The sequence below is a fragment of the Alteromonas sp. a30 genome (assembly GCF_026788005.1).
In the GTDB taxonomy this organism is placed as follows: domain Bacteria; phylum Pseudomonadota; class Gammaproteobacteria; order Enterobacterales; family Alteromonadaceae; genus Paraneptunicella.
Genome location: NZ_JABEPE010000014.1, coordinates 59,247 through 73,061 on the forward strand (window position 1 = coordinate 59,247; position 13,815 = coordinate 73,061).

The following is a 13,815-nucleotide window of genomic DNA, read 5'->3' on the forward strand; positions in this document are numbered from 1 at the left end:
TGCCAGTGTGGAGCTAGCTCGGTTGTAACGGGGCTTTCAATTTTATTCGGCAGGGACTTTCCTAGGCGCTTTATTTTTAGTTGATATTCTGAAGTAAGCACCATCACGTTTAAATGATCTAATAAATTCCTTCTTACGAAGATTTATTAGTAAAACTCGGTTTGTTTCGTTTGCTAGGATTTTTGGTCGTTTACCATAGTTGGCAATAAAAGAATAAGGTTCTGGAAGGAGCCTTAATGCTTCCATAGTAATGGATTCCGACCATATGGGCACTTTCTGGGCTAAAATTTGAGTCAGTTGAGGCCTTGGAAGATGTTCAGAACATTTTTTGAATAATTCAAGGCCAATATCTTCTCTATTAGAGAATGTTACCAAATGCCGCAAAGTATCTGAGTTTATATGTTCGCCTTCCATCTCAAGGTAAAAGGGGGTTATGGCGTCTTTTAATTCGTTTGAAGAGGTTTTTGACTGGTCGATTTTAATGTTTTGTGCCAGTGTTATCTTGTGTTCTTTTGGCATTCCAGATGCGAATAACGCTAATAATACTTCATGAGATAATTCATCAAGGTAAATTATAATATCCTCGATAAACGTTTCTAAATTTTCTTGAATGAGCGTCACTAATAATTCGTTATTTCCTTGCACTTCTTCAAATGAAGTTTCATTAAGTCGCAACATTCCATGGTTAATTAATAGTGCTTGTTTTTTATAGGATACATTTGGAAGTTCAAGGAATGAGGCCCTTAATTCAGATAATAATGCGATATAGTTTTTACTAGGCAGGTCATCACTTGAGCTTACTAATTCTACTAGGTCACGATTTGAGAGGTTGGATAAGATGTTTTCATCAGGCTTAGAAAACGTTGAAGCTTCTTGTTCGCAAAGAAACTCGATTAATACGTCATGGTCGGTTTCAAACGAATTCGCGTATTTTATGATATTTTCCCAAGAAAATTTGATCTTTCTAAGTTGTAGTAGATGAGTCCAAAGTTCTTCTTTAAAATTATCAATGCTTGTGAATACTTTATCTTGATGGGTTAGTAGGCTTACTTTAGTCTTTGCTGAAATGTTCGGTAAATCAAGTAGGTGATAAATGTAATCTTCCGCTTCGCTCTTATTTTTCTTGCATTGGAGCATTATATTATGAACGTAGCTATCAATATGATTTTCTATGAAGGCACGGTTGTCGCTATCAAAGTGTTTCGTAATTTGCGTGTACGTTTCGCTTTGTATTAGTTGTGGTGAGGCTCCGTAATATTCGAGTAAATAATGGATGTTATCAATGTTAATGGCGTATAACTGATTTTTCAAAAGATAGTTAAATACTTCGGTATTGTTGGGCACATCTCGAATGCTACTGACTCTAAGTGATATTTCATAAAGATAGGAAAAGCTCTTAGGATTTGGGGGGGTAATGAGGTTGTTGATGTACAGGGAGCCTAAGCTTTTTTCTAAATATTCTTTAAGCTTTTCATTATCTGCATACTCCAAAATAGTTTCGTAATCAACTTTATCAATTAACGTTGCTATTTCTAATGGTGCTAGAGGCGACTTAATGCAATGGTTTGTGAACTCAGGCCATTTTTCTAATAAATGAGTGAGAAAGTTTTTAATACGCTCCCCTGAATAGAGGTAGTGTTTTATGAAATCTTGCCCTTCATTTTCTAAGTAGATTCTCTCTAAGTGTTTTAAAATCAAATTAAGAAGTGCATTGTTCTTGCTGTTGTAAGATAGAAGTTCATCAAGAATATTGACGTTTAGCAGGTATCTTGAAGGTATTTTTTCAGAGTTTAATCTAGACAGTAGTTCTTTAGGGTTGTCAATTTTTTGATTGGGCTGAGTCTCAAGTCTTGACTTCACTGCTTTATAATATTCTCTGTCGTTTCTAGTCCAGCCTTCTTGTTCACGGAATATGGAGGTGTATATTGTGTAATTTTCATTTAAATAACCGCTTAAAATTAAGAAGCGGAATAATCCGATATCGACAATTGTATTATTTTCAGAATACTCTTTAATGCATTCATCAATAATACTGCTTTCATTTTCTAATAGCTCCACTAAATTTTTTGAAGATATTTTAGGTATTTCAATATTTATTAACTCTTCAATTTCTTCCTTTATGGGAGCGCTTTCGGAGCTAAGTTTATATTTTAGTAGCTTTTCAAATTTAGGGAAGTTATTAGCTGATTTTATTTTTTCTTCTACATCTTGGAAGTTAAATCTTAAATTCGCTGAGTTATAATGGTGAGCATGGTTTTGGTCTGTAGTTATTTCTACATTGCCGCTTTCACGTAAGTTTTTAATGTCTTCAGTAGTTAATTCAGATATATATTTTGATGTTTTATTGATGCGTACATATCTTCCTTGATTATGAAGTTTTTGAATCGCCATCCTGTAAAGATCAGCCAACTGACTTTCGTTTTCAATAAAAAGTTTTTCGGAGTCAGTTAAAAGAGATTTTAAATTTTTAGCTTCATTTTGTATTTTTTGAGTTCTTCTTGTAATCCACTCTTCTTTTCTCGCTACTATATTGTAGAAAACGCCCTTTTTCTCATGCAGTGCCTCAAAATCATGTCCAAATACATTCTTATAAAGCATAATAGCGAATAAATGAGTTGTATCAATTTTCCTATCGTTTATAGAATGTTGATAAATATAGAATTCGTTAAAAGTGTTGTGTATCAATCTTGCGTCATTTAAGTATTCACTAACATCTTTAATGAAGTTTGGGTTGATAGGGGAGTGTAAATCTTTAAAATTTGCCGCTCTTTCTTGCATGAGGTCACTAGCATTGCTCGTACTGATTACAGGAACTACAGGAATAATAAAATCAAAGAATTTAGTTCTCTCTCGCTCACTAAACATGGATTCTTTAATTGAATATAAAAATTGAACTCTTTGGTCTACGGATTTGCTGCTATTAACAATAGTATTTATTTCTCGTAATTTTACGAATATTTCTGGTGTATCAAACCGATCTATATCTTCAAAAACGATGAGTCTGTAATCTGTTTGTTCAAAGAAATATAATATCTCATCTAGGTGCTTATTTAATATTGAGCTATCTGTAGTTTCAGTTTCCAACTCGATGTTTTTCAAGGATATTTTTTTAAGTGATGAACCATAAAATACATGATATAGCGCATTAAAAATGGCTATAGATCCCAGTGATAATGCAACGACAATAAAAGAAAAAAGTAAAAAATCGGCACTCCATATCTCGTGGTTAACTAGGCTTTTCCAGTTGTAGTAAAGTACAAAGGCACTTGCCAGCCAGCATGTCAATAGAGTCGACTTCAGAACGGGAAGGTGTGGTGATTTTATTCTTTTGAAGCGACTGTGTGGGAGGGTTTTTGCTCCTTCGCTGTAGAGCATTTGTTGAAGGATACTAAATTCAATTTCTTTTGGGTCGATATCCTCGCTTTTATTATCATGCTTGAATGATGCGAGTGAGATTTCTAAAATTTTAAAATCATCATTTTTTCGTTTTTTAAAACTTTTGATAATACTGCTTTTTCCTGCGCCGTAAGGGCCTGAAAGTGCGATGTTGAATATGTCTTCTTCTTGGGTGGAAAAGTCTAAAGCCTGTTGGTATATATCATTGTTTTCTTTCTTTACTATTGGGGCTAAGCTAACGAAGTTGTTAGAGATATTTTTAATATTTTTTACCATAACGACCTTGCTGTATTGGTATGAACCTAAATGAACCTTTGAAAGGTTGTATTGTCAACCAACTGCGTTATGGCGTTATATTGCTCAATGTGTTGACGATGTCAGATATATGTAGCGCTCAATTGTAAAGTAAACATTAGATCTTTTGAATATTATTGGGCTGTTTATATTGGCATAATTTCATTTGGATATTACTAAACGCCCGCTAGCGCCTTAATCACATCGAAGCTTGAGGTTTTGGTGCCTAGCAAAAAGGCAACGTACAGGCCAAGGCCAATCAGGTAGTTGAGCATCACGGCGAAGTTAAAGCTTTTGTTTTCGGAAATCCAAACGGTTTTAAATCGGATAGAAAACAAAATGCTGCTGGTGACCGACAAGGTTCTTACTATCGACGTCAACGTGTCGGGGTAAATCGTGTCCTTTTCGCTGACTTGGTGGCTTCTGGCGACTAATTTATGAATTTCTCGTCGGAAGTAAATGCCCATAATAAGCGTGCAGAGGAAAGTAATTGGGGCGACAACCGTTAGTACGTAGTGCCACAGCTTGTACCCGTATCCCATGGAAACACCATAAAGCCAATGCGTAAAAGAGGGCTGCGTTTTTTGTTTAAATACCTCATAAAAATAGCTCACGGTATCAGCGGCTTGTTTGTTATTTTGCGATAAATATTGGCTAATAAAGTTTTCGTAAATGTTTTCGATAATGCGATTGCTTAGGTTGTTGTCGTCACTTACTAAATTATTGTGTAGTAAACGTTCAAATTCATCGGCATTAAATTTAAGTTTTCCATCTGGGATTTTCATGTGAGCCACATGTAACTTACTTTTAGGCCCAAACTTACTGAATTGTAAATCCAATCCACCATTAAAACTGGCCCACGTTAAGTTTACTGAATCCAGAAATTTAGCACTGTGCAAAACCACTTCATTTGAGAATTTAGACTGCGATAAACTCATGGATTTTTCAAAGTCGATAGCCGGAAAAAAGGCAGGACCATCTACCGTATTAAAATAAAAATCAAAAGATGCAGGCATTTCATTATTAATAAACGTGATGCCATCGGAAAAAATCGAACCCGTTATGTTTATCCAATCGCTAACCATTAAATCCATAATAGAAAGCTCGCAGGAAAAGAGGTTTTTATTGATTTTAAATGACTTCCCGTAGAGTGAAGAAAAGTCGATAAGTTGTAAGCTTTTATCGCATAGGAATTGGTTTTCCAAAAGCGCATAGTGCGTTTCTTTGGCGGTTTCGCTGCCATAAAGCACAACCGCACCTTTAAAAATGGATCTTTGAATAATGAATTGGTGGGCCAAATTGGCCCCTAAACTTAATCCCGTTTCAAACTCAGATTGATCTACATAAAAGGTGTGAATTTGGTCTGCTAAATCAATGCTTAGATTTTTCACGCTGCTTACATTGAACAAGTAAATGAATTGTGTGTTAGGCGTTACATGCTCGGAGAATAACGTGTCCGATAGTGTTAGGTTAGCGAATAAAACACCGTTATTCTTGTCTTTTAAGATGCTAGCGTTTTGGTTTTTGGCAAGTGTTTCAATATTGTCTTTGCTTAAATTTTCATCGGTAGAAAGGCGGGTTATTGTGTTGTTTTCCGCTGCAATTGAAGTGAGCGAAAATAGGAAAATAAACAAAGTAAATATTGTATTGTTTAATAACGTTAATGAAGTATTTTTTGGCTGATAAAACATGTGCATTCTCCCTAAATGCTATTGATGGGCTTATATTTAAATCACCCATTTTTTTATTAATCCGAAACGCCTTAAGTTTAATCTTCTTTTCGATAAATGCCACATTTAGGTGAAATTTAATTTTACCTTCACGTCTTTAGTTGGTGCTCGTCTTTTTAGCATGAGTCAGCCAGTGAATTTACCCTTAGCCGCGTTTGGTGGTGCCGGAATCGGCCTGCTTTTTGGTGTCATCATGGGAACCAGTATTACGCCCACGGTGGCCACTATGTTGGGCGTGTTAACTACCATGCTTGGCGGCATTCTTGGCTTGAACGATACCTTATTTAACAACGCCAAAGCCGCAAGAATTGGCTCGTTTGGCGTGGCCTGTGTGCTTGGGGCCTATCTTGGTTTATTTGTGCGAAGCCACAATTTGCTCGCACCTTCTATTTTGGATTTAAAGCAAGGTTACATTGAGGTGGGGTTTACCGAAGCGCAAGCACTGAACTTTATCGCAATAAAAGAGTTTGGTGTGTCTTTGTCACAACTTAATGATGTCACGTCTATTAATTTACCGGTGGGTGCAGTGTTGCAATCTGAGCCGGAAAGTGAGGCCGAAGGTGAGGTAGAGAGTGAGCCTCAAAACGCTTCCGAAAATGCACTTGTGAAAGCGCCAGTGGAGGAGCCCGTTGCGCCACCAGAAGCGGTCGCATCGGTGATTTTCAAGCGGCATAACAACCTGTTATTCGGAGCGGCGGTAGAGGTTTCTGGCTGTGAAGAGTTGATTCATACCGACCATACCTTGGTGCTCGATGAAGTGCTCAACAACTTTGAGCTAACGGGCGGAGCGTGGGAAACGCTGATGCTCGATGTTTACGACAACCTGCCAGAGCCTGAGCAAAAAGGTGTGTTACTGCTGGTGAAAGACGCGGTTTGCGCCATCAAAGTAAAAGAAATCAACGATTGCAGCGCAGCCAAAAAGGTGGCAATTGCAGGCAACGACGCTTGGTTAGATGAGCTAAGTAAACTGAACCCTCAATGGGAAATGGTGGCCGACGAAATTGCCTTCAGCGAGCTAGGTAACGCCCAATCCCTCATCGCGTTTAATCACATCCATTCCATGTTATGCCGCAACAATAAAGAGGAACCCATTCAATGAGAGAGTTATTTAGAGCGATATTTATCGCGCTTGTGGTAACGCTAGAAGCGGCGTTTGTTTACCTCTTCTTGATGTTGGTTTGGGTAAGCCACGCAAAAGCCAGTTTTAACCCTGAAGTGTTAAGCTTATCCACGGTTCGCATTGTGGTCAAAAGTGGTGGGCAGGTAACGTCCGTCGCATCTGGGTTTGTGTGGAAGGACGATAAATCCATCGTGACGTCTTTGCATGTATTAGGGGCCGATCCGAACGCTACCGTTATTGTCGAGTTCGGTAAAAAACGACGTAAAGCCAAAATTAAGTCGATTTTGCCAGAAGCAGATTTGGTGCTACTGGAAGTGTCTCGCCCGTTAAAAGAATGGTCGGCGCTGAATACGTTTGAGCCCGAAGCACCGGAGTATAAGGCTTCGGTAACGGCACTTGGCTTTAATATGGGCGCACTCGGCATGAGTACGCGTGAACTGATGAAAGGTTACGCGAAACCCGAAATTCTACAGCAGTTATTGCCCGGTCGTGCCGCAAAAATTTTAGCAAAAACCCAAATGCCAAGTGTTACTTTGCCCATTTATTACCTTGATGGCAGCTTGCTTCCGGGCTACTCTGGCTCTCCCATTGTGAATGCAAAAGGCGAACTCATTGGTGTCGGGAATGGGGGTTTAGAAAGCGGTGCATCGAGTGTGAGTTGGGTTATTCCCGCAGATAATTTATCCGCGTTAGAAGCGTCTTCCATTCATGAATTGCCAGCCAGCACAAAGTACAGCAGTAAATTATTCACGCTGGATAAAGTCACCACAGGACAGGCAGGTGCTTATTGGTTTACGCCCAGCGAATCAGCGTTAGCCTTGTCTCCGCTAAAACCCAACAGTATTGATAGCGTGCTTCGTCAAGTGAACGCCTTTGATGCAGAAGCGGTATTAAGTTCAACGCTATCTTCTCATGCTCAGCTTATAGAGGGTGTAGAAGAAACACTGAGCTATCAATTGCCAGTGTCAGCGCAGTACCAAGAAGTGAACTATCAGGGCTTTCATTTTGTGAAAGTGAAAACCCGAAGTTACCACGACATGCTGGCTTCTTCTGGCAACCCACAAAGCATAGCGTCGGCTTTGGTACTGTTTCAGCATTTTTTCCCCGATTACCGCATCGACTATTCATCACAACAATTCAGCGTATATACCGATGCCCACTATGGTTTAAATTTAATACTGCCTGAGTCGGTTAAACTGGTCGTAGAAGACGGATTTTTATTGGCCAAAAGCGAGTTGCTTTGCCGAACATGTGCGTATGAAATTCAATATCATGCACGCGTGGTTAAGCCAAAAATTCAAGCGATCATTCAGCGTAATGCCGAAGGTTTTTTGCAACGCGTTGCTGCGCAACATTGGAACGATTTAAACGCCGAAGGTGATTATCAAGAGTACCCTAACTTTCGGCAAATAGAACCTTATGGAAGTGGGCGTTACGTTCTCCGCGCCGCTTTTTCTGACTTTGATGAGCCCTTCAAAGATAGCTTCGAACTTAACTATTTTATTGCCGCTCATAACCGTGAAACATGGTTTCAGGTGCAAGGCATTGTTAACCGATTTGACGCTGATTTTTTACAAAAAATTGAAAAATACAAAGGTACAGACTGCACATCAGGGCATTTAAATCCAGAACAAACACAGCTTTGTGATGATGTACTCATGGCCTTTAACGTGCTCGCAAGCACACACTTTACTTCGTTTTCAAACCAAATCTTTTCCTCGTTAGCTGCACCGCTTTCTGCGCTTGCAGCCGAGTAATATCCGCAATATGAGGTTCCTTCATGACGACTTATAAGATGGTCTTAACCTTCGCTGTTTTGTCTTCAATCCTATTAGCAAGTTGCTTAAAAGTAGGCTCCAATGTGGGAAGTAACATACTTACCCTCAATGCCTCTATTTTAAAAGGGCAGTTTCGGCAGGCTCAGGTGCAAGTTGTGGATGCCCAAGGGCAGCGTATCTGGGAAGGATTCGCCGACGATACTGGCAGCGTTGATATCGATATTCGAGGCATTGCCGCAGGCGAGATCCGTATTCAAGCGCAACCCGCCTCGGGTTCCAGCATGCTATGTGATGCAATACAGTGCATGTTACCAACTGGCGGTAGCGTGGCTTTTGGTGAACAGGTGAATGTGGGCGCAGCGGAAACATTCGTACTAAATACTTCGTTGCATACCCAAGCATTAAATGCCGATGTGAGTACCGTGCAAGTGAGCGGTTTAAGCCAAATGGCGTACCAGTGGCTCACCTCATCCGGCTCCAGCGAGTACCGCCAATCTGGCGAACAACACCAAAAATATGCGCGCTTAACCAGCAAACTGATCACAACATCGTTGGGCTTAGATATTCCCTCTGAACTTAATATGTTGCAGTCGCGTTTTGTGGACTTAAATCAAACCCTCGCTTTCGGGCCTGAAAGCATCAGTAACAGTGTGCTTAGCCTCGTTAACGCCAGTCTTGCCAGCGACTTTCGCATTGTCGAGAGCTATTCACAAGAACTCGCAAATTTAGCAAAAGAACCCAGTAATCCAAGCGTTCAGGGAGAGTTTGAAGCGATACAGAAGCGTATTTTAAAAGAAACGCAAAAACTGGCGTCACTGCCGGGCTTAACAGGGTTAGATGCAAGCGTGATAAACCAAATAAACCAAGCAGCCAATAATGAGCTTGATTTCTCGCGCATTAATGCCGCGATGCAAAACGCCAAAAATGGTATTGAACCTGAGCCAGAACCGAATGGCCCGTACGTGGAGTCGATTCGTAGCTCAACATCGCATTGGCGACCAAGTGCTACAAACTTGCGAGAAAATGCATGGTGGTGGGTGAGTCGGGCCAACAGCATTAATAATGAATGGATCCAATTCACCTATGACCAGCCCGTTGCGCTGAGCGCCATGTTATTTGCCATCGATAAAGACCGAGGCGGCAATAACCTTGCGCTTCAAGGCCGTAATAGTAACGACGCTGTGTGGACCAATATTGAACTGAATTTGAGCGATATTGTGGTCTCACAAAGTATGACTGATGAAAAAAACGTCGTGCATGTGCGTTACTCATTTTCTCAGGAGCAGCAAGCTTTGGGGCGCTTTGAACGCTTTCGTTTGCTGTCGTCACCCACTAACGCTTTATGGTTGGAATACCTTTGTTTTGGGACTTTTAGCGCCGAAGATGATTGCTTTTCCGGTGTTGCTAACCCGCCTTCATCGGTAACGGTGTCCTCGCTTTGGTTTGATGCGAGCAATGTAGCGAATGCCAATACCAGTTGGATAAGCCGCATGATCAGCGAACAAAGTGAATGGTTGCAAATTACCTACTCGGAACCGGTGCGAGCGAGCGCAATTAACGTCGTTGCAAAAGCGGAGTTTCTTGGTGAGAAGCCGGAAATACAAGCTCGTAACGACAACGAACAATGGCAAACCTTATTACAACTGAATGTGGGTCAACTGCAAGAAAGCGCCGATGAAGATGGCGTTGTTCGCGCGCAAATTCCACTTCCAACAACCCAAGCTTTTAGCGAATACCGCTATTACTCTCAGCCAACAACATTTGTTTGGATTCAACAATTTGAACTGACCATTTAAGGAGTAAAGCATGATTGATTTCTCATTTATTCAAGCATTGGAAGGCAACACCTGCGAAGGTTACGTACCGGACGTTAATAACAGCCAATCTGGCGTCACCATTGGTTGTGGTTTTGACATTGGTGCGCGCTCGAAAGACGAACTTTGCGCGGCTTTTCCCGACGAACTTGCCACGAAATTAGTGCCTTACGCTGGGCTAAAAAATCACGACGCCGTTGCCCAATTGCAAGTTGCTCCGCTGCACTTAAGCGAAGATGAAGTCACCCAAATTAATCGACATAGCAAACACCACGCGGTGCAACGTTTGCAAGCCCAATGGAACGCCTGTGAAGACGCTTATATCCCATTTGAAGCCTTACCAGATGTATGCCAAACCGTGGTTGCTTCAGTTGCCTTTCAGTATGGAACGCTGCTTACCCGCACGCCGAATTTTTGGCGACAAGTGACGCGCGGAGATTGGCGCTCAGCATTAAATAACCTAAGGCGTTTTGGCGATCGCTATTCTACGCGACGCAACAAGGAAGCTGACTTATTAGAAAGCTGGCTAGAGAGTATTTAAAGCCAAAAAGGAGGTTTTATGGTGGTAACAACTCGCAAAACAAGCACAAAAAATAACGTGTTAATTGCGTCGATGCTTGTGTTTTATATGCTCAGCATTCCTCGTTTGTTCGCAGGAGAATTGCTCAATCTAAGCATTACATCAAGTAGCGAAATACCGAATGATATAGCTGACTACACGCTGCAATATTATCTCGAGACTCCCGTTGATAGCGGAGGCGCAGTGGTGGATATTGCGTTTCCAATAGGCTACCTACTGCCAGTGCAATGCGGTTTGGACGTTACGTTAAATATTGATGGTAATACCGCCGATTGCAGTGCGCTAGTGCTAGAAAGTGATGGGCCAAATCATATTCGTATTCGACCCGACGACGCCATAAGTGCAGGCACTCAAATTGAACTTATTTTGAGTGTGGTACAAAATACGCCAACCCCCGGACGTTACTATTTCCACCATTTTCAAACCACCAATAGCATGGGGTATTTGCTCGACGAAGCTCAGCCACTACCCGCATTGGGCATTAACATTCCTCCCGAAATTGGCGGCACACCGTTAACCACAATAACCGAATATGATCTTTATGTATTTTTTCCCTATGCCATCGATGCAGAAGGTCATCCGTTGACCTTTTTCATGAATCGACATCCTGATTGGATGTCGATAGATCCATATAGTGGCGAAGTGTATGGCGTGCCTCAAATAGAAGACATAGGCGTGTTTACCGACATTGAAATTGGCGTAACCGATGGGTTCGATATTGCCACCTTACCGCTTTTTAACGTGCATGTGCTTAGCCTTAATCAGCCACCCGAAATTAGCGGTTCGCCACCCTCAAGTGTTGAGCCCAATACGCACTACTGCTTTACCCCCGAAGTGTTTGATCCTGATGGCGATATACTGTTCTTTACAGTTGAAAATTTACCCTACTGGGCACAATTCGATAGCATAACAGGGCAGCTTTCAGGTGAACCCTTGAAGTATGACACTGGCGTGTTCACCAACATTATTATTCGTGTGCACGATGGAAACCTTTCCGCTGAGCTTCCACCTTTTAGCATCGAGGTTACTCAAATTAATGAAGCCCCCATTATTGGTGGCGAGCCTGCAACATCGGTTTTGCAAGGTGCGGAATATGTGTTTGTACCCGAAGCAATAGACGACACACCGCTGTTTTTCGCCATTGAAAATTTGCCAGTGTGGATGCACTTCAACGAGACAAGCGGCGAACTGCGGGGTATTCCTAGTAACAATGATGTGGGCGTGTATCAAGACATTGTGATAAGTGTGACCGATGGGTTTGAAACGGTATCGCTTCCAGCATTTTCGATTGAGGTGATCAACGTTAACGATGCGCCAGAAATTAACGGAACACCCGCCGCATCAGTGGAAGAATTGCAACCCTATACCTTTTTGCCAAGCGCCACGGATATCGACAACGATGACCTGCGTTTTTCTATTCAACGCTTGCCGCCTTGGGCGAGCTTTGATGAGTCCACAGGTGCACTAAGCGGCACGCCAGATATTTCTTCTCAGGGGATGTATCGCAATATTGTGATAAGTGTGACCGATGGTTTGGACAAGGTTAGCCTTGCGCCATTTTCGATAGAGGTGATAAACGTTAACGCCGCGCCCGAAATTACTGGAACGCCCGCCACCTCAGTGGAAGAGTTGCAACCCTATGCCTTTTTGCCAAGCGCCACGGATATCGACAACGACGATTTACTTTTTTCTGTTCAAGGTTTGCCACCTTGGGCGAGCTTTGATGAGTCCACAGGCGCACTAAGCGGCACGCCAGATATTTCTTCTCAGGGGAGCTATTCCAACATTGTAATAAGTGTGACCGATGGAGTTGAAACGGTATCGCTTGCGCCATTTTCGATAGAGGTGATAAACGTTAACGCCGCACCCGAAATTACAGGAACGCCCGCCGCATCAGTGGAAGAGTTGCAATCCTATGCCTTTTTGCCAAGCGCCACGGATATCGACAACGACGATCTACTTTTTTCCGTTCAAGGTTTGCCACCTTGGGCGAGCTTTGATGAGTTCACAGGCGCACTAAGCGGCACGCCAGATATTTCTTCTCAGGGGAGCTATTCCAACATTGTAATAAGTGTGACCGATGGAGTTGAAACGGTATCGCTTGCGCCATTTTCGATAGAGGTGATTAATCTGAACCAGCCACCCACAATAGACGGCAACGATTTTGCTTTGGTTGTTGGTAGCCGTTTGCGAATTACGCCGAAAATTTCTGACCCTGATGAGGATGCGTTGCAAGTTGAATTGGTGCAAGCGCCGCAATTGGGCGAGTTGGTTTTGGAAGGTGATATTTGGTTTTATCATGCGCCAGTGAATATGACGGGAAGCGATAGTTTCTCGTTGCGGGTCGATGATGGGCGATTGGTGTCGCCGCCGGCGTTATTCAATGTTGATATTTTGCCGGTAGAAGAACTGGTGTTGGGTGATATTATTGTTGCGCCTGAAGATCCTGAGGATGTATATATTCTTGATGTGTTGGAAAATGATGTAGCTAACACGGATGAGGTGCTGACGTTGGTGGCATCGTTTAGTATTTTTGGTGATACATTTGTTGAGCAAGATTTGATTCGTTTGGTGTTGAATCGGGACCAATCAAATTATATTACTTTGGATTATATTGTTGAAAATGAAAACGGTCAGCGTGCGGTAGCGCAAGCGGTGCTGGTGATTCAAAATTAGTTTTGTGCAAAGCGTTGACGTGGTTCACTTAGCGCGAGCGCAAGGTTTTCGGTGGAGCTTTGAAAGGTTAAAGCAAGCCAAAGTCGCTCAAGGTATCGTGCTTTTTGAAGAGACCCGCTCAGACTTCCCATCTCTGAAAATATGCTTTGCCTTGCTTCAATCCTTCCAAATCTTTTGAGAGCAGCGCTAACCCTTGGTTCACATGAAAACCCTAGGGGTCTAGCGCACACTAAATTCATATTAAAAACAGTTGTTTATAATTTTTGGCTAAATTTCGAACGCTGAAAAAGTGCGTAAAATTCGAGGTTAGCGCAAAATACCATTTCGCCCCTTGCCAGTTCTGGCTTGCAGAAGGGGCAGTCGCTCCTTCACAGGAGCGTGGATTGAAACACTAATTCAATCGGTGGTGTTGACAGCATCGAATGTC

General features: G+C 42.0%; 7 protein-coding genes and 1 CRISPR repeat array (1 of these 8 cut by a window edge). Of the genes, 5 read left to right on the top strand and 2 right to left on the bottom strand.

All coding sequences use genetic code 11. The annotated features are described in order from the left end of the window. Nucleotides 1–42: 42 nt before the first annotated feature. Nucleotides 43–3,672, bottom strand: coding sequence for a YobI family P-loop NTPase (locus tag HJG39_RS13850; RefSeq protein WP_268409949.1), 3,630 nt, complete (start codon nucleotides 3,670–3,672; stop codon nucleotides 43–45). Nucleotides 3,673–3,866: 194 nt separating this feature from the next. Next, nucleotides 3,867–5,381: a hypothetical protein gene (locus HJG39_RS13855; protein WP_268409950.1), complete on the bottom strand. Its 1,515-nt coding sequence runs from the start codon at nucleotides 5,379–5,381 to the stop codon at nucleotides 3,867–3,869. 172 nt (nucleotides 5,382–5,553) lie between these two features. Between HJG39_RS13855 and HJG39_RS13860 the strand changes: the two genes are divergently transcribed. Genes HJG39_RS13860 through HJG39_RS13880 form a run of 5 tightly spaced genes read left to right on the top strand, consistent with a single transcriptional unit; the run spans nucleotide 5,554 to nucleotide 13,388 of the window. After that, entirely contained in the window at nucleotides 5,554–6,519 is a 966-nt protein-coding gene (locus tag HJG39_RS13860) for a hypothetical protein (RefSeq protein WP_268409952.1), read from the top strand. After that, nucleotides 6,516–8,297: a S1 family peptidase gene (locus HJG39_RS13865; protein ID WP_268409954.1), complete on the top strand. Its 1,782-nt coding sequence runs from the start codon at nucleotides 6,516–6,518 to the stop codon at nucleotides 8,295–8,297. The genes HJG39_RS13860 and HJG39_RS13865 overlap by 4 nt, the downstream gene beginning before the upstream one ends. A 23-nt stretch (nucleotides 8,298–8,320) precedes the next feature. After that, nucleotides 8,321–10,114 carry a hypothetical protein gene (locus HJG39_RS13870; RefSeq protein WP_268409955.1) on the top strand — a complete coding sequence of 598 codons (1,794 nt, stop codon included), beginning with the start codon at nucleotides 8,321–8,323 and terminating at the stop codon, nucleotides 10,112–10,114. A 10-nt stretch (nucleotides 10,115–10,124) separates the two neighbouring features. Then, nucleotides 10,125–10,673: a pesticin C-terminus-like muramidase gene (locus HJG39_RS13875; protein ID WP_268409957.1), complete on the top strand. Its 549-nt coding sequence runs from the start codon at nucleotides 10,125–10,127 to the stop codon at nucleotides 10,671–10,673. A gap of 18 nt (nucleotides 10,674–10,691) precedes the next feature. After that, nucleotides 10,692–13,388, top strand: coding sequence for a putative Ig domain-containing protein (locus HJG39_RS13880; protein WP_268409958.1), 2,697 nt, complete (start codon nucleotides 10,692–10,694; stop codon nucleotides 13,386–13,388). Nucleotides 13,389–13,747: 359 nt separating this feature from the next. Beyond that, nucleotides 13,748–13,815: direct repeats of the CRISPR family, unit length 31 nt; unit sequence GTCGCTCCTTCACAGGAGCGTGGATTGAAAC (it continues 547 nt past the right edge of the window).